This window comes from Streptomyces sp. NPDC001508 (assembly GCF_040298665.1).
Lineage (GTDB): Bacteria > Actinomycetota > Actinomycetes > Streptomycetales > Streptomycetaceae > Streptomyces.
In genome coordinates this window covers 81,704-99,276 of sequence record NZ_JBEPAP010000032.1, presented here as the reverse complement: position 1 = coordinate 99,276, position 17,573 = coordinate 81,704, and the positions used below count along the sequence as shown (strand labels likewise).

The 17,573-nt window shown below is 73.1% G+C and carries 9 protein-coding genes and 1 pseudogene; all 10 read left to right on the top strand.

What is annotated here, in order from left to right:
* Positions 1–195: 195 nt before the first annotated feature.
* The 10 genes and pseudogenes from ABT245_RS26385 (at position 196) to ABT245_RS26340 (ending at position 17,555) form a co-directional block, all read left to right on the top strand.
* Positions 196–7,959 (top strand): non-ribosomal peptide synthetase, encoded by a 7,764-nt coding sequence (locus ABT245_RS26385; RefSeq protein WP_351737643.1) that lies wholly within the window; start codon positions 196–198, stop codon positions 7,957–7,959.
* Between the two features lie 146 nt (positions 7,960–8,105).
* Positions 8,106–10,424, top strand: a complete 2,319-nt coding sequence (locus ABT245_RS26380; RefSeq protein WP_351737639.1) for a non-ribosomal peptide synthetase — start codon at positions 8,106–8,108, stop codon at positions 10,422–10,424.
* A complete protein-coding gene (locus ABT245_RS26375; protein ID WP_351737637.1) occupies positions 10,364–10,939 on the top strand; it encodes an alpha/beta fold hydrolase in 576 nt (191 codons plus the stop codon). The genes ABT245_RS26380 and ABT245_RS26375 overlap by 61 nt, the downstream gene beginning before the upstream one ends.
* A pseudogene (locus tag ABT245_RS26370) lies at positions 10,932–11,687 on the top strand (cytochrome P450); the annotation flags it as partial. The gene ABT245_RS26375 and the pseudogene ABT245_RS26370, both read left to right, overlap by 8 nt.
* A 92-nt stretch (positions 11,688–11,779) precedes the next feature.
* Positions 11,780–12,148, top strand: coding sequence for a cytochrome P450 (locus ABT245_RS26365; protein WP_351737635.1), 369 nt, complete (start codon positions 11,780–11,782; stop codon positions 12,146–12,148).
* Between the two features lie 13 nt (positions 12,149–12,161).
* Positions 12,162–13,403, top strand: coding sequence for a cytochrome P450 (locus tag ABT245_RS26360; RefSeq protein WP_351737633.1), 1,242 nt, complete (start codon positions 12,162–12,164; stop codon positions 13,401–13,403).
* Between the two features lie 222 nt (positions 13,404–13,625).
* Positions 13,626–14,192 carry a hypothetical protein gene (locus tag ABT245_RS26355; protein ID WP_351737631.1) on the top strand — a complete coding sequence of 189 codons (567 nt, stop codon included), beginning with the start codon at positions 13,626–13,628 and terminating at the stop codon, positions 14,190–14,192.
* The gene (locus ABT245_RS26350) at positions 14,189–15,577 is read left to right on the top strand and encodes a peptidoglycan-binding protein (protein WP_351737629.1); all 1,389 of its coding nucleotides are present in this window, start codon (positions 14,189–14,191) and stop codon (positions 15,575–15,577) included. The genes ABT245_RS26355 and ABT245_RS26350 overlap by 4 nt, the downstream gene beginning before the upstream one ends.
* Positions 15,574–16,317, top strand: coding sequence for an ABC transporter ATP-binding protein (locus tag ABT245_RS26345; RefSeq protein ID WP_351737627.1), 744 nt, complete (start codon positions 15,574–15,576; stop codon positions 16,315–16,317). The genes ABT245_RS26350 and ABT245_RS26345 overlap by 4 nt, the downstream gene beginning before the upstream one ends.
* Complete coding sequence (locus tag ABT245_RS26340; protein ID WP_351737625.1) at positions 16,314–17,555, top strand: ABC transporter permease; 1,242 nt, start codon at positions 16,314–16,316, stop codon at positions 17,553–17,555. Before ABT245_RS26345 ends, ABT245_RS26340 begins: the two co-directional genes overlap by 4 nt.
* Positions 17,556–17,573 lie beyond the last annotated feature (18 nt).

Below are 17,573 nucleotides of genomic sequence, written 5' to 3'. Positions count from 1 at the left end.
CCTGGACCCGACCGGGAAGGGCCGCAAGCGGTGGACCATGCGCTGGAAGGCACCCCTGAACGCGTTCCAGATCGCCTTCGAGGGCCGCCTGACCCCGAGCAACAACTGACACCTCAACAACCAAGATCAGCCGTTAAGTTGACACACCCGATCGACCTGCTGGGCGACTGCGAGCAACGCCCGCCTGCCGATGCCGTGGCGCCGGGGGTGTTGGTGCCGGAGTTGTTTGTGCGGCGGGTGGTGGTGTCGCCGGGTGCGGTGGCGGTGCGGTGTGGGGATGTGGTGCTGACGTATGGGGAGTTGGGGGTGCGGGTGAATCGGCTGGCGCGGTATCTGGTGGGTGTTGGTGTGGGGTGTGAGGTGCGGGTTGGTGTGTGTCTGCCGCGTTCGGTGGATGTGGTGGTGGCGGAGTTGGCGGTGTGGCTGGCGGGTGGGGCGTTTGTTCCGCTGGATCCGGAGTATCCGGTGGATCGGTTGTCGTTCATGGTGGTGGACAGTGGGGTGCGGGTGGTGGTGGGTTCGGGTGTGCGGTTCGGTGGGGTGCCGTGGGTTTCTCCTGATGATCCGGCGGTGTGTGAGCAGTCTGCGGGTCCCTTGGATGTGTCTGTTCTGCCGGGTCAGTTGGCGTATGTGATTTATACGTCGGGTTCGACGGGTCGGCCGAAGGGTGTGGCGGTCGCTCATGGTGGTGTGGCGAATCTGGTGCGGGCGATGGCTCCGGTCCTGGGTGTCGAAGAGGGCGTGACGGCTTTGCAGTTCGCGTCGTTCAGCTTCGATGCGGCGGTGTTGGATGTGGCGGTGACGCTTGCGTCGGGTGGCACGTTGGCCATCGCCACCCAGGACGAACGCACCTCACCGGAATCCCTCTCCGAGATGATCCGTACGGCCGGTGTGAGTACGGCGAGTGTGGTGCCGTCGCTGTTGAGTGTGCTGGATCCGGACGAGGTGCCCGGTGTGGGGACGTGGGTGCTCGGTGCGGAGTTGCTGACGGCGGGTCTGGCGAGTCGGTGGGCGGGCCGGGCCCGGGTGTGGAACACGTATGGGCCCACCGAGGCGACGGTGATGGCCACCGCCGGCCCGGTGGCGGCGGGGATCGGGGCCGCGGATGCGGCGCCGTCGATCGGGCGTCCGCTCGCACACGTCCGGACCTATGTGCTCGACGACTTCCTGCGGCCCGTTCCGCCCGGTATGACCGGCGAGTTGTATCTGGCGGGCCCGGGTGTGGCCCGTGGGTATGTCGGACGCCCCGGGCAGTCGGCGGAGCGTTTTGTGGCCTGCCCCTGGGCTGCCGGTGAGCGCATGTACCGGACGGGGGATCTGGCCCGGTGGACGAGGGACGGGGAGTTGCTGTTCGCGGGGCGTGCGGACGCGCAGGTCAAGGTCCGTGGGTTCCGTGTCGAGCTGGGGGAGGTGGAGGCGGCGCTGGCCGGTCATGAGACGGTGGCCCGTTCGACGGTGGTCCTTCGGGGCGAGCGGCTGGTCGGGTACGTTGTCGCCGATGCCCGGCACGAGGTGGATCCGGAGCAGTTGCGGGCGTATCTGGCGGGCCGGTTGCCGGAGTTCATGGTGCCGGCGGCGGTGGTGGTGCTGGACGAGCTGCCGCTGACGCCGAACGGCAAGGTGGACCGTGCAGCGCTGCCCGACCCCGACTTCGCCGCATTCGTCTCCACACGCGAGCCGCGCACCGAGACCGAGCGGGTGCTGTGTGAGCTGTTCGCCGAGGTGCTGGGCCTGGACAGGGTCGGTCCGGACGACGGTTTCTTCAGCCTGGGCGGCGACTCGATCAGCTCGATGCAGCTCGCCTCGCGGGCCCGCAGGGCCGGGCTGGCGCTGACCCCGCGCCAGGTGTTCGAGGGGAAGACACCGGAACGGCTCGCGGACCTGGTGACACCGCTCGTACCGGAGGCCGGACCGGACGACACAGGAACCGGCGAGGTGCCCTGGACCCCGGCGATGCGGGCGCTCGGCGAGAGCGCGACACGCCCCGGGTTCGCGCAGTGGATGACGGTGGGTGCTCCGGCCGGGCTAGGTCTTGAGGTGCTGACGGCCGGTCTGGCCGCGGTGCTGGACACCCACGACATGCTGCGGGTTCGGGTGGAGCCGGGGCTTGTGGTGGGGGAGCGGGGTTCGGTGGATGCCGCCGGGCTGGTGTCCCGGGTGGCGGCGGGGGCGGCGGATCCGGATGAGTTGGCCCAGGAGGCGGCCGGTCGGTTGGATCCGTCGGTGGGTGTGAATGTGCGGGTGGTGTGGGTGGATGCGGGCCCGGACGAGGTGGGTCTGTTGGTCGTGGTGGTGCATCACTTGGTGGTGGACGGTGTGTCGTGGCGGGTGCTGCTGCCGGATCTGCGGGCGGCGTGCGAGGCGGTCGGGGAGGGGCGTGAGCCGGTTCTCGATCCGGTGGGCACCTCGTTCCGGCGTTGGTCGCAGCTGCTGTCCGAGCAGGCCGGTTCGGATGAGCGGGTCGCCGAACTCGGCGCCTGGCAGGCCCTGTTGGGGGAGTCGGGGCCGAGCCTGGCCGGCCGCCCGCTCGACCCGGCCCGCGACACCGCCCGGACGGTCCGCCGCCGCACCTGGACGCTGCCGCCCGAGCGGGCGGCCACGCTCGTCGGCCGTACCCCGGACGCCTTCCGCTGCGGGGTGCACGAGGTACTGCTCGCGGGCCTCGCCGGCGCCGTCGCAAAGTGGCGGCGAGGCAGCGGCGACACACACACTCTCCTGGTCGACGTCGAGGGGCATGGCCGCGAGCCGCTCGGGGACGACACGGACCTGTCCCGCACGGTCGGCTGGTTCACCGGCTCCCATCCGGTCCGGCTCGATGTGGCCGGGGCCGACCTGGACGAGGTCCGAGCGGGCGGTCCGGCCGCCGGCCGGCTGCTGAAGGCGGTCAAGGAGCAGATGCGGGCGGTGCCCGGGGACGGCCTCGGCTATGAACTGCTGCGCCACCTCAACCCGGCGACGGCCCCCGTCCTGGCCGCCGCCCCGGCAGCCCAGATCGGCTTCAACTACCTGGGCCGCTTCGGGAGCGCGGCACACACCACGGACGTCGTCGGCCCGTGGCAACCGGCCGGGGCCTTCGCCGTCGGCGGCTCGGTCGACCCGGAGACGCCCGCCGGTCATCTGCTGGAGGCGGGGGCCGTCGTACGGGACACCGCCGAGGGACCGGAGCTGACGCTCACCCTGAGCCGGCCCGAGCGGCTGCTGACCGAGGCCGACGTCGACCGGCTGGGCGATGCCTGGCTGGCACTGCTGGGCGGTCTTGCCGACCACAGCGCCGCACCGGACGCGGGCGGACCCACGCCCTCCGACTTCCCGCTGGCCCCCGCCCTGACCCAGGACAGCGTCGACCAACTCCACACGGACGTTCCGGGTTTGGCCGACATCTGGCCGCTGTCCCCGCTCCAGGAAGGCATGCTGTTCCACGCCACCTTCGACGACGACGGGCCCGACCTCTACCAGGGACAGCGGATGCTCGACCTGGACGGGCCGCTGGACGCGCCGATCCTGCGCGCGGCCTGGGACGCGGTGCTGCACAGACACCCCGTCCTGCGGGCCGGATTCCACCGGCTCGCCTCCGGCGAGGCCGTACAGCTCGTGGTGCGGGACGCGGTACTGCCGTGGCGGGAGGCCGATCTGTCCGACCGTACGGAGCAGGACGCGCGCACCGAACTGCGGCGGCTGGCCGCCGGGGAACAGGCGGAGCGGATCGACGTCACGCGGGCGCCGCTGCTGCGGGTGCTGCTGGTCCGGCTCGCCGAGCACAGGCACCGGCTGGTGCTGACCAGCCATCACCTCGTCATGGACGGCTGGTCCCTGCCCATCCTGATCTCTGACCTGACGGCGGCCTACAGGGCCCGTGCGCAGGGCGCCGGACACCAGGACGAGGCGCCGGCCGCCGCCTCCTACGGCGCGTACCTGGCCTGGCTGAACCGTCAGGACAGGCAGGCCGCGCGTGCCGCCTGGCGGGCGGAACTCGCCGGCCTGGACGAGGCCACGCAGGTGGCACCGGCGGACTCGGGGGCCGAGGCCGTGCTGCCCGACCGGATCCGGTTCGCCTTCCCGGCAAAACTGTCCCGCGCCGTCACGGAGTTGGCGCGCGCCCAGGGAATCACCGTGAACACGGTGGTGCAAGGGGCGTGGGCGCTGCTGCTGGCGCGGCTGACCGGCCGCGGCGACGTCGTGTTCGGCGCCACCGTGGCGGGCCGGCCCGCCGACCTGCCGGGCGCGGAATCGGCGATCGGACTGTTCATCAACACGGTGCCGGTGCGGGTGACCCTGGACCCGGCACAGCCGGTCGCGGACCTGCTCGGCTCCCTTCAGGCACGGCAGGCCGCGCTCCTGGGCCACCAGCACCTGGGCCTGGCCGAGATCCAACGGCTCGCGGGACCGGGCGCCGGCTTCGACACACTGGTGGTGTACGAGAACTACCCGCACCCGCCCGCCGGCGCCGCCGACCCCGGCACGCTCACCGTCCGTCCCGTCGGCGCCCCCGACGACATGGGCCACTACCCGCTGACCTTCGTCGTGTCGCCCGGGGACCGCATGCGCGGTGACTTCGTCCATCGGCCGGACCTCTTCGACCGGGCCCGGGCCGACGCCGTGATCGCCGCCCTAGTACGGGTGCTGGAGCAGTTGGTGGCCGACCCCGCGCTGCCCGTGGGCCGTGTGGAGGCCGTGGACCCGGCCGGCCGCGACCTGGTCGTGCACGCGTGGAACCGGACCGGTGCCGCGGCGGAGCCCGTGCCGCTGCCCGCGCTGTTCCTGCGGCAGGCACGGCGGACGCCTGCCGCGATCGCCCTCGCCTTTGGCGAACAGACACTGACCTACGCCGAGTTGGCGTCCCGCGCCGGGCGGCTCGCGCGCTACCTCGTCGACCGGGGGGTCGGTCCTGAACACCGGGTCGCGGTCATGGCGGAACGCTCGGCGCGCACCGTGACGGCCCTGCTGGCGGTGTCGATGGCGGGCGGGGCGTTCGTGCCCGTCGACCCGGACCATCCGGCGGACCGGATCGCCCATGTGCTGCGGGACTGCGACCCCGGCCTGCTGCTGTGCACGGAGCGGACCCTGCGGTCCGTCCCCGAGGGCACGGCGGCCCGTACGGTGGTGCTCGACGCCCCGGACGTGGCCGCGGCGGTGGCCGCACACCCCGGCGGACCGGTCGGCGACGAGGAACGGCGGGCGCCCCTACGGGCCGGTCATGCCGCCTACGTCATCTACACGTCCGGCTCCACGGGACGCCCCAAGGGTGTCGTCGTCGGCCACGCGGGTCTGGGGAACCTGGCGCGGGCGCAGATCGAGCGGTTCGCCGTACGGGAGGGCTCGCGGGTGCTGCAGTTCGCGTCCCTCGGCTTCGACGCCGCCGTGTCCGAGCTGTGCATGGCCCTGCTGTCGGGCGGCACTCTGGTGGTGCCGCGCCCGGGGGAGCTGCCGCCGCAGACATCGCTGGAGGAGGCCGTGCGGCTGGCGCGGGCCACCCATGTGACCGTGCCGCCGAGCGTGCTCGGCACACAGGAGACGCTTGCGGACACACTGGAGACGCTTGTCGTGGCGGGCGAGACCTGCCCGGTGGGGCTGGTGGAGCGGTGGTCGGCCGACCGGCGGATGGTCAACGCGTACGGGCCGACCGAGACGACGGTCTGCGCGGCGATGAGCGCCGCCCTGGCGCCGGGTGGCGACCAGGTGCCCATCGGCCGCCCGATGACCGGCACCCGGGTGTACGTCCTGGACGACTTCCTGCTGCCCGTGCCGGTCGGTGTGCCGGGCGAGCTGTATGTGGCCGGTACCGGGCTCGCGCGGGGCTACCTGGGCCGGGCGGGACTGTCGGCGCAGCGGTTCGTGGCCTGCCCGCAGGGCGGCGGGGACCGCATGTACCGCACCTCAGACGTGGTGCGGTGGACCGGCGACGGCGAACTGGTCTTCGTCGGCCGGGCCGACGACCAGGTGAAGATCCACGGTCACCGGATCGAACCCGGCGAGATCGAGACGGCCCTGGCCGGCCATCCACGCGTCGCCCAGGCGGTCGTCGTCGCCCGCACGGACCGGCCCGGTGAGAAACGCCTCGTCGCCTACGTCGTCCCCCGCCCGCAGGAAACACCCGACACAGAAGAGCTGCGGGCACATCTGGCGGGCCTGCTGCCGGAGTTCATGGTGCCCACCGCGTTCGTGCCCCTGGACCGGCTGCCGCTGACGCCCAACGGCAAGGTCGACCGGGCGGCCCTGCCCGCCCCCGACTTCGCCTCCCGTGTCTCGGCACGCGAGCCGCGCACGGAGACCGAGCGGGTGCTGTGTGAGCTGTTCGCCGAGGTGCTGGGCCTGGAGCGGGTCGGGGTCGACGACGGTTTCTTCGCGCTGGGCGGCGACTCCATCATGTCGATGCAACTGGCCTCCCGGGCCCGCGGTGCCGGGCTGGCACTGACCCCGCGCCAGGTGTTCGAGGAGAAGACTCCGGAACGCCTCGCGGAGGTGGTGCGGTCCGCCGGGAGCGCCGACGACGTGCCCGACATCGGCGTCGGCGAGGTGGCCTGGACCCCGGTGATGCACGCCCTCGGGGAGCGGGTCGTCGGTACCGGATTCGCCCAATGGACGGTCCTGGGCGCGCCGGCCGGGCTCGGCCTTCAGACGCTGACGGCCGGTCTGGCCGCGGTCCTGGACACCCATGACATGTTGCGGGCGCGCGCGGTGCCCGGTGCACCCGAACTCGTGGTGGGCGAGCCGGGATCGGTGGATGCCGCCCGGCTGGTGACCCGGCTTGAGGCGGCTGGGGCGGACATGGAGCGGCTGGCCCGGGAGGCCGTGACCCGGCTGGACCCGGCGTCGGGTGTGAACGTGCAGGTCGTATGGGTGGACGCGGGCCCGGACGACGTGGGCCGGTTGATCCTGGTGGCGCACCACTTGGTGGTGGACGGTGTGTCGTGGCGGGTGCTGCTGCCGGATCTGCGGGCGGCGTGCGAGGCGGTCGCGGAGGGGCATGAGCCGGTTCTGGATCCGGTGGGCACCTCGTTCCGGCGCTGGTCGCAGCTGCTGTCCGAACAGGCCAGGTCGGATGAGCGGATCGCCGAACTCGACGCCTGGAAAGCCCTGTTGGGCGAGCCGGAGCCGCCCCTGGGCGGTCGTGCCCTCGACCCTGCGACGGACACCGCGCCCACCCTCCTGCACCGCTCCTGGACCATTCCGGCTGACCGGGCGGCCGTGCTGGTGGAGCGCGTGCCGGCGGCCTTCCACTGCGGGGTCCACGAGGTGCTGCTCGCGGGTCTTGCGGGCGCCGTGACGCACTGGCGGCAGGACGGGGACGACATGTCCGGCCTCCTCGTGGAGGTCGAGGGGCACGGCCGTGAGCCGGTGCGCGGGGCCGACCTGTCGCGGACGGTGGGCTGGTTCACCAGCTCGTATCCCGTCCGTCTTGAGGTGTCCGCTGGTCAGTTGGACGACGTTATGGCCGGCGGGCCGGCCGCGGGTAGCTTGGTCAAGGCGGTCAAGGAGCAGGTGCGGGCGGTGCCCGGGGACGGCCTCGGTCACCAGCTGCTGCGCCACCTCAACCCGGACACCGCCCCGGTCCTGGCCGCCGCTCCCGTACCGCAGGTCGGATTCAACTACCTGGGCCGGTTCGCCACCGGCCGCAGCACGGGCCCCGCCGGGCCCTGGCAGCCGGTCGGAGCGGTCAGCGGCTCGGTGGACCCTAACCTGCCCGTGACCCACCCCGTGGCGGCGGCCGCGGTCGTCCGGGACACCGCGGACGGACCCGAACTGGAGATCACACTGAGCTGGGCCGGACGGCTGCTGGGAGAGGCCGAGGCCGGGCGACTGGGCGAGACCTGGCTCGCGATGCTGACCGGACTGGCCGACCACACCACCTCACCGGAAGCGGGCGGACACACCCCGTCCGACTTCCCCCTGCTCGACCTCGCCCAGCACCAGATCGAGGAACTCGAAGCGGCATTCGGCCGGGACAGCCGCCCCCGCTAGGGCGACGCCCCAGGCAGGCCGCGCACCCAGAAGGGGCGCGGGGCCAAGACACCGTGCGGCTGCGCCGCGCGGGCCCGACCGACCACGAAGGTGCCGCCGCCGAACGGCGGCACCCGGCGGAGCGCTTACGTTGAGGAGAAGGAGCGATGACGCGATCCCTTGTCGAGGACGTGTGGCCGCTGTCGCCGTTGCAGGAGGGGCTGCTGTTCCACGCCGCTCTCGCCGACGAGGGCCCCGACGTCTACACCGTGCAGTCCGCGCTGGACATCGAAGGCCCCCTCGACGCGGGCCGGATGCGCGCCTCCTGGCAGGCGCTGGTGGCCCGGCACACGGCGCTGCGGGCCTGCTTCCGCCCGGTGAGCGGCGCCCGGCTGGTGCAGGTCGTGCTGCGCGAGGTGACCCTGCCCTGGCGCGAGGCGGACATGAGCGGACTGCCCCCGGCCGAGACGGAACACGCGCTGCGCGCACTCGCCGAGAGCGAGACCGCGCAGCGCTTCGACCCGGCCGTGCCGCCCCTGCTGAGGCTGCTGCTGGTCCGGCTCGGCGAGGACCGGCACCGTCTGGTGATGACGTTCCACCACATCCTCATGGACGGCTGGTCCATGCCGGTGCTGCTCGCCGAACTGGCGGCGGTCTACGAGGCCGGCGGCGACGCCTCCGGGCTGCGCCGGGCCCCGTCCTACGGCGCCTACGTGGCCTGGCTGGGCCGGCAGGACAAGGACGCGGCCACCCGGGCCTGGCGCTCGGAGCTGGCCGGAGCCGACGAACCGACCCTGGTGGCCAAGGCGGACCCCACCCGGCTGCCGGTGTTCCCCGAGCGGATCGTCACCGACCTGTCCAAGGACCTCACCACCTCCCTGACCGGGCTGGCCCGCACCCTCGGCGTCACCATGAACACCGTCGTGCAGGGCGCGTGGGCGCTGGTCCTGGCCCGGCTGGCCGGACGCGCCGACGTGGTGTTCGGCAGCACCGCGGCCGGGCGGCCCGCCGACATCCCGGGCGTGGAATCCATGGTGGGACTCCTCATCAACACGCTGCCGGTGCGCGTACGACTCGACGGCGCGGACACCGTGGCCGCGCTGCTGACCCGGCTGCAGGAGCACCACGCCCGGCTGATCGGCCACCAGCACGTGGGCCTGCTGGAGATCCAGAAGATCGCGGGCCCCGGCTCGGTGTTCGACACCCTGGTCCTGTACGAGAGCTTCCCGCACCCGCCGCGGGGCGGCGGCGACACGCCCGGCACGCTGTCCATACGGCCGGCGGGCATGGCGCAGGACGCCTCCCACTACCCGCTCACCCTGGTCGTGACGCCCGGCACCCGGCTGCACTGCGGACTCGACTACCGTCCCGACTTGTTCGACGCCGACACCGCACGCTCGGTGTTCGACCGGGTCGTCCGGGTCCTGGAGCAGATGGCGGCCGACCCGGACTCCCGGGTCGCCGACATCGACATACTGGCGCCCGACGAACGGGACCGGCTGGTGAGGACGTGGAACGACACCGACCGGCCCGTCCCGCCCGGCACCCTGGTCGACGCGGTGCGCGGCTGGGCCGCCCGCACCCCGCACACCCCGGCCGTACGCTGCGGCGCCGAACACCTGTCGTACGCGGCACTGGACGAGCGCAGCGACCGGCTGGCCGCCCGCCTGACCGACCGGGGCGTGGGCCCGGAGACCCGGGTGGGGCTGTGCCTGCCGCGCGGCGCCGACATGGTCGTCGCGCTCCTCGCGGTGTGGAAGGCGCGGGGCGCGTTCGTGCCGCTGGACCCCCGCCACCCGGCCGACCGGCTCGGCCACATGATCGACGACAGCGAGGCACGCGTCGTCCTCGGCACGGCCGAGACCCTGCACGGCGTGCCGCTCGGCACGGCCCGGGCCGTTCTGCTGGACAAGGCCGAGCAGAACCTCACGGACCGGCCCGCAGGACCGCCGCCCGCGCCCCTGCCGCCGGACCAACTCGCCTACGTCATCTACACCTCCGGGTCGACCGGCCGTCCCAAGGGCGTGGCCGTCACCCACCGCAGCGTGGCCAACCTCGCCGAGGCCATGCGGCCCGTCCTCGACGTCACCGAGGGCACCACGGCACTCCAGTTCGCCTCGTTCAGCTTCGACGCGGCCGTCCTGGACGTCGCCACCACCCTGGCGGCCGGCGGCACCCTCGCCATCGCGACCGAGGACGAGCGCGCCGAACCCCCGGCCCTGGCCCGCATGATGCGCTCGGCCGGAGTGCGCAGCGCCAGCGTCGTACCCTCCCTGCTGGCCGAACTGGACCCGGACGACGTACCGGACGTGCGCACCTGGGTCCTGGGCGCCGAACTGCTCACCGCGGACCTGGCCGCACGCTGGACCGGCCGGGCCCGGATGTCCAACACCTACGGCCCCACCGAGACCACAGCATCGACGAGATGGTCACCGACTACCTGTTGCAGATCCGCACCGTCCAGCCCACCGGCCCCTACCACCTGATCGGATCCTCCTTCGGCGGCCTGCTCGCCCAGGCGATCGCCGCCCGGCTGCGCGACCAGGACGAGGAGGTGGCGCTGCTCGGCGTGCTCGACGCCTACCCCGGAGGCGTCGGCCGGTTCGTCACCTCGGAGGAACGCCCGCCGGACACCGGCACCGGTCCGGACGGCGCCGACGAGCGCGAGCGCGCCATGCCGGCCGACATGGACGCCGTCCGCATGGGCGTGGACGACCGGCTCCGCGCGAGCATGGAGAAGGTCGTCCGCAACGCCGCGGCCTTCGTCCCCGACCACACCCCGCCCCCCTACCCGGGCGACCTGCTGCTGTTCGTCGCCACCGAGGACCGCCCGGCACAACTACCGGTGCCCGAGGCGGTCGACAGCTGGCGGCCCTACATCGCCGGGGACATCACCGTGCACGAACTGCCCGTCGGCCACTACGACATGTTCCAGCCGGAGCCCGCCGCGCGGATCGCCCGGGCCGTCACCGCCGCACTGGAGGTGCCCGCCGATGTCTGACCAGCCGCACCCGACGCAGCGGCGCCCGAGCGCGCCCCAGCCGAACGACGTACCCGTGCACGAGCGCCGCGACGGCATCGACCCCGTGCCCGAACTGGGCCTGATGAGCCGGCGGACCCCGCTCGTCCGGATCGAGACCGCCAACACCGCCGAGCGCACCTGGCTCGCCGTCGGCCCCGACGCGGTACGCGCGGTGCTCGGCGACGCGGAACGCTTCAGCACCCTGCCGCCCGCGGACACCGAGGCGGACTCCCGGCGCCTCCTTCAGGAAGGCAACCTGCTCCAGTACGACCCGCCCGAGCACACCCGGCTGCGCAAGATGCAGGCACCCGAGTTCACCCAGCGCCGGATGCGCCGGCTCGAACCGATGGTCGAGCGGATCGTCACCGACCACCTCAACGCCCTGGAACGGGCCGGACACCCGGCCGACCTGGTCAGACACTTCGCCCAGCCCGTCCCGACCCTCGTCGGCTGCCTGCTGCTCGGCATCCCCCGCGACGACCACGCCGAACTGGCCCGCAACCTCGACCTCAGCCGCAGCGAGGGCCGGCCCCGGGAACAGCGGATGGCGGCCGGCAAGGCGTACATGGCGTACCTGGTCAAGTTCGCCAGAAGCCGGCGCCGGCACCGCGGCGACGACCTGATCGGCGCGCTCCTCCATGAACACGGCATGGTCATGAGCGACGAGGAACTGGCCGGAACCGTCGCCACCCTGCTGGCCCCCGCGATCCTGAACGTCACCGGAACCCTGGCGCTCGGCGTCCTCGCCCTGCTCCAGCACCCCGACCAGCTCGCCCTCCTGCGCGAGCGGGACGACCTGGCCGAACGGCGGTGGAGGAGATGCTCCGCCACTCCTCGGTCGTCTCGACCGCGTCACCGCGCACCGCCCTGGTCGACATGGACCTGGCGGGACAGTCCGTCAAGGCGGGTGACGTCGTGCTCTGCTCCCTGCTCGCGGCCAACCGGGCCCAGTGTCCGCACGCCGCGGACGCCTTCGACATCACACGGCAGGACGCCAGACACGTGACCTTCGGGCACGGCATCCACCACTGCCTCGGCGCGCCCCTGGCCCGGCTGACCCTGCGCATCGCCGTCCCGGCGCTGGCGCGCCGCTTCCCCGGCCTGCGGCTCGCCGTACCGGCCGGGGAACTGCGCTACAAGTCCCCGTCCGGCATCTACGGCGTGGAAGCACTGCCGGTGGCCTGGTAGGAGGCGGACATCCATGGCGTACGACACACCCCACGAGACCGCTCACCCCACCCCGCCCGAGGCCCCGGACCTCCCCGTGCACACCCGCCGTACCGGCTTGGACCCGGCGGCCGAGCTGCGCCGCCTGACCGCGGGGCGGCCCGTCACCCGCATCGACGGCGGCCCGCACGCCTACGGCCGTACCGTCTGGCTGGTCACCGGCTACCACGAGGTGCGTCAAGTCCTCGGCGACCACGCCCGGTTCTCCACCCGCCGCCGGTTCGGCACGCCCACCGGGGCGGGCGCGGCGGACGACTGGCGGCCGGACGAGGCGATCGGCCAGCTCATGGACTACGACCCGCCCGAACACACCCGGCTGCGCAAGATGCTCACCGCCGAGTTCACCCACCGGCGCGTCCAGCGGCTCGCGCCCCGGATCGAAGCCATCGTGCACGACGGCCTCGACGCCATGGAGCGCAGCGGAGCACCCGCCGACCTGGTACGGCACGTCGCGGACCCGGTCCCCGGACCGGTGCTGTGCGAACTCATCGGCGTGCCCCGCGACGACCGCGCCGACTTCCTGCGCCGCTGCCACACCCACCTCGCGACCGCGGGCCACAGGGAGCGCGCCGCCGCCGGAACCGCCTTCACCCGCTATCTGACCGCGCTCATCGCCCGCAGCCGCAAGAACCCCGACGACGGCTTCCTCGGCATGCTCGTACGGGAGCACGGCGACGAGGTCACCGACAAGGAACTGCGCGGCATCTGCGTACTGCTCATGCTCGCCGGCCTCGACAACATCTCCGGCATGATCGGCCTCGGCACCCTGGCGCTCCTCCAGCAGCCCGGCGAGCTGGAACGGTTGCGCGCCGACCCGGCGGCGCTGGACCGCGCGATCGACGAACTCCTGCGCCACCTGTCCGTGCCGCACGCCCCCACCCCGCGGACCGCCCGCAAGGACGTGACCGTCGGGGGACAGCTCATCAGGTCCGGGGACACCGTCGTCTGCTCGATCCCCCTGGCCAACCGCGACCCGGCGCTGACCACCGCGCCGGACCGCCTCGACCTCGCCCGCGACCCCGTGGCGCATGTCGCCTTCGGCCACGGCATCCACCACTGCCTGGGCGCACCCCTGGCCCGGCTGGAGCTGCGGATCGCCTTCAGGGCGCTGCTGGACCGCTTCCCCCGGCTGCGCCTGGACACACCCGCCGAGGACGTGCCCTTCCGGGTCAGGTCGACCGCGTACGGCGTACTGCGCCTGCCGGTGACCTGGTGAACGACCGACCGGGCGCCCGCACGGGGAGTAGCCAGCGGGCCTGACCGCCGCTCCTGATCTGCCCGTCAGGAGGCCGGGCACCCGGCCGGATCGCCGCGCCGCCCTTGGCCCGCGGCCCTCCGGCATGCCCGGAAAACCCCGTACCCGCAGGTCACAGCGGATGTGGCAGACACACGGTTCTGTGTCCCCGGTGTGACCGGCCGATGCGTAGAACTGGGGACCATGCTGACTGACTCACACAGGAAAACAGCGGTCCGAAGCCTCGTGGCGGCAGCCGCCGCCCTTCTCACCACAAGCCTGCTGGCTGGCTGCTCCGGCGACTCCAACGCGGCCACGTCCACCTCGGACAGCGCCTCCCCGACCAGCACGGGCGACCGGGCGCTGGCCTATTCGAAGTGCATGCGCGACAACGGCGTGCCCAACTTCCCCGACCCGCAGTCCGACAGCGGCGGCATCCGGATCAGCCCGCAGGACGGCCTCGATCCGAACTCCCAGGCGTTCAAGGAGGCCCAGCAGGCGTGCCAGGACCTGGCCCCGCAGGGCAGCGGCCCGGGCGGCGGCAGCGGCGGCGGGGCGATCGACTCGGCCAAGGCCGCCGACTGGGCGAAGTGCATCCGCGAGAACGGTGTGCCGAAGTTCCCGGACCCGCAGATCAACGGCTCCAGCCTGGTCATCGACATCATGGGTGCCGGGGTCGACCCCGGTGACCCGAAGTTCCAGCAGGCCATGCAGGCCTGCATGAGCAAGTACCCGGGCGGTGCCGTCCAGTTCGGCGGGGGTGGCCAGTGACCGGCCGGGACGAGACCGAGGCGGCGGGCGACACCTCGGGCGCCCTGGAGCGCCGCTCCGCCCAGGAGGTGGCGCCCCAGCAGACGGGCGCCGTCGCCACCGCAGGCGAGGATGAACGGGCTCCCGCCCGGCCGGACGACGCATACGTTCCCGTCCCCGCCGGCGACGGCCGCGGCACCGCCGACGACCCGGAGCGGGCGGCCACCGGCGGTGGGCGCCGGCGGCTGCGCAGGTCCCTGATCGTGCTCGTCGCGATCGCCGTGGCCGCGACCGCCGGCATCGCCGCCACCGGAGCCCTCGGCGGCGACGGCGGCGGCACTTCGAGCGCGGCGCCCACCGCACCGCCGGCCACCGCGAAGGTGGAGCGCACCACGCTGACCGACACCCAGACCGTGGACGGCAACCTCGGCTACGGCAGCGCCACCACCGTGCAGGCCCCGGTCGGCCAGTCCGCCGCCCAGTCCACCGGCAGCGGCGGGCAGCAGGCGCAGGGCGGCTCCGGCAGCGGCATCGTCACCTGGCTGCCCGACGAGGGAAAGGTCATCAAGCGCGGCGACGCCGTCTACCGGGTCAACGAGCAGAAGGTACCTTTGCTCTACGGCTCCTTCCCGCTCTACCGCACCCTGCGGACCGGCAGTGAGGGCGCCGACGTCAGGATGCTGGAGAAGAACCTCCGCGCCCTCGGCTACACCGGCTTCACCGTGGACGACGAGTACACCTCCGACACCGCCGACGCGGTGCGGAAGTGGCAGGACGACCTCGGCCGGGACACCACCGGCACCGCGGCGCCCGGGGACGCCGTCGTGGCCTCGGGATCCCGGCGCGTCGCCGCCCAGAAGACCGCCCTGGGCGCCGCGCTGAGCGGAGCCGTGCTGTCCTGGACCGACACCGAGAGGATCGTCAGCGTCGACCTGGACGTCTCGTACGAGGACCTGGTCGACGAGGGCACGAAGGCCACGGTGAAGCTCCCCGACAACACCGTGGTGGAGGCCGAGGTGACGGACATCGGCACCCCGGCCTCCACCGCCGACGACTCCGGTTCCGGCGGCAGCGGCAGCGGCACCGGCGAGGCCCAGTCCGGCGGTTCGGGAAGCGGCGCCGACGCCACCCTGCCGGTGGAACTGACCGTCAAGAACCCCAAGAGCCTCGGCCGTTACCAGGCCGCCGCCGTCGATGTCACGCTGAAGGCCGAGAGCCGCAAGAACGTGCTCGCCGTTCCGGTCTTTGCGCTGATGGCCCGTCAGGGCGGCGGCTACGCCCTGGAGGTCATCACCGGCAAGGGCACCGAACTGCGCCCGGTCGAGCTGGGCATGTTCGCGAGCGGCAAGGTCGAGGTGTCCGGCAGCGGCATCGAGGAGGGCACCGTCGTGGGGGTCCCGAAATGACCGCGCCCACCCCCGTGAGCGGGCCCGCGGCCCCCGCGCTGCTCGAACTCACCGCGGTGTCGAAGAAATACGGCGACGTGGCCGCCCTGGGCGGCGCCGACCTCGTCGTACGGCGCGGTGAACTCCTCGCCATCGTCGGCCCGTCGGGCTCGGGCAAGTCCACCATGCTCAACATCATGGGCACCCTGGACCGGCCGACGTCGGGACGGGTGCGCATCGCCGGGTACGACGTGGCCCGGCTCAGCGACCGGGAGCTGTCGGCGCTGCGCGCCGGCACCATCGGTTTTGTCTTCCAGCAGTTCCATCTCGCCCCGGGGGTACCGGCGTTGGACAGCGTGGCGGACGGACTCCTGTACAGCGGACGCACCCGTGGTGAGCGGCGCCTGCTGGCCGAACGGGCGCTGCGCCGGGTCGGACTCGGCCACCGGCTCCGGCACGAACCGCACCAGCTCTCGGGCGGCGAGAAGCAGCGCGTCGCGATCGCCCGCGCGGTGCTCGGCGACCCGCCGCTGCTGCTGGCCGACGAGCCGACCGGCGCCCTGGACTCCCGCTCCGGGACGGTCGTCCTCGAACTGCTCCACGAACTGCACGAGTCCGGCACGGCCGTGGTGATCATCACCCATGACCGGGACATCACCGCCTCGCTGCCCCGGGAGGTACGGGTCAAGGACGGCAGGATCGAGTACGACTCCGCCGCCCCCGGCTCCCTGTCGCCCGCCCTTCAGGAGGCCGTGCGATGAGCGACACGAAAACAGCGGCGACAGTGGCGGCCGGCACCCTGCGGAAGCCGCCCAAACCGGCCCGCATGCCGCCCACCGATGTGCTGAGAGTGGGCGGGTCCGGGCTGCGTTCCCGGCCGATGCGGGTGTTCCTGTCCGCGCTCGGCATCGCCATCGGCATCGCCGCCATGGTCGCGGTGGTGGGGATCTCCACCTCGTCCACCGAAGACCTCAACCGCCGGCTCGCGGCGCTCGGCACCAACCTGCTGACCGTCACACCCGGTACGTCCTTCAGCGGCGAGGGGGCCCATCTGCCCGCCGAATCGGTCAAGATGATCCGGAACATCTCCGAGGCCGAGTCGGTGTCGGCCATCGGCCGCACCAACGCCAAGGTCTACCGCAACGACCATGTGCCGAAGCAGGAGACCGGCGGCCTCACCGTGGCCGCCACCCGCACCGACCTGCCGACATCCGTGGGCACCGACATCGTCTCCGGCAGCTGGCTGAACACGGCCAGCAACCGGTATCCGGCCGTCGTCCTCGGGTCCAAGGCGGCCCAGCAGCTCGGCGTGGACCGGGCGGGCCCCGACATCCAGGTCTGGCTCGGCGGACACTGGTTCACCGTCGTCGGCCTGCTCGCCCCGAACCAGCTCGTGCCCACGCTGGACTCCACGGCGCTGGTCGGCTGGCCGGTCGCGGAACGGCTGCTGGACTTCGACGGCTACCCGACCGCCATCTACACCCGCGCCCAGGACTCCTCGGTCGGCGAGGTCCAGTCCGTCCTGGGCGCCACCGCCAACCCGGAGGCACCCAGCGAGGTCGAGGTCTCACGGCCGTCCGACGCGCTGGCCGCCAAGCAGGCCACGGACGACGCCCTGAGCGGCCTGCTGCTCGGACTCGGCGGTGTGGCCCTGCTGGTGGGCGGGGTCGGTGTGGCCAACACCATGGTCATCTCCGTGCTGGAACGCCGCTCCGAGATCGGCCTGCGCCGCTCCCTGGGCGCGACCCGCGGACAGATCCGCACCCAGTTCCTCGCCGAGGCGCTGCTGCTGTCCGCGCTGGGCGGCCTCGGGGGCGTGGTCCTCGGCATCGGCGTGACCACGGGGTACGCCGCCTACCAGGGCTGGCCGACGGTCGTCCCGGTCTGGGCGATGGCGGGCGGCGTGGGGGCCACCCTGGTCATCGGCGGCCTGGCCGGCTTCTACCCCGCCGTACGGGCCGCGCGCCTCCCCCCGACCGAGGCCCTGGCCACCACCTGAGAACGCGGTGCCCCCACG

Coding starts and splice junctions, on each gene's coding strand:
- ABT245_RS26380 (WP_351737639.1), top strand. CDS start 8,106: ATGACGCGATCCCTTGTCGAGGACGTGTGGCCGCTGTCGCCGTTGCAG.
- ABT245_RS26360 (WP_351737633.1), top strand. CDS start 12,162: ATGGCGTACGACACACCCCACGAGACCGCTCACCCCACCCCGCCCGAG.
- ABT245_RS26340 (WP_351737625.1), top strand. CDS start 16,314: ATGAGCGACACGAAAACAGCGGCGACAGTGGCGGCCGGCACCCTGCGG.
- ABT245_RS26355 (WP_351737631.1), top strand. CDS start 13,626: ATGCTGACTGACTCACACAGGAAAACAGCGGTCCGAAGCCTCGTGGCG.
- ABT245_RS26375 (WP_351737637.1), top strand. CDS start 10,364: ATGGTCACCGACTACCTGTTGCAGATCCGCACCGTCCAGCCCACCGGC.
- ABT245_RS26365 (WP_351737635.1), top strand. CDS start 11,780: ATGCTCCGCCACTCCTCGGTCGTCTCGACCGCGTCACCGCGCACCGCC.
- ABT245_RS26345 (WP_351737627.1), top strand. CDS start 15,574: ATGACCGCGCCCACCCCCGTGAGCGGGCCCGCGGCCCCCGCGCTGCTC.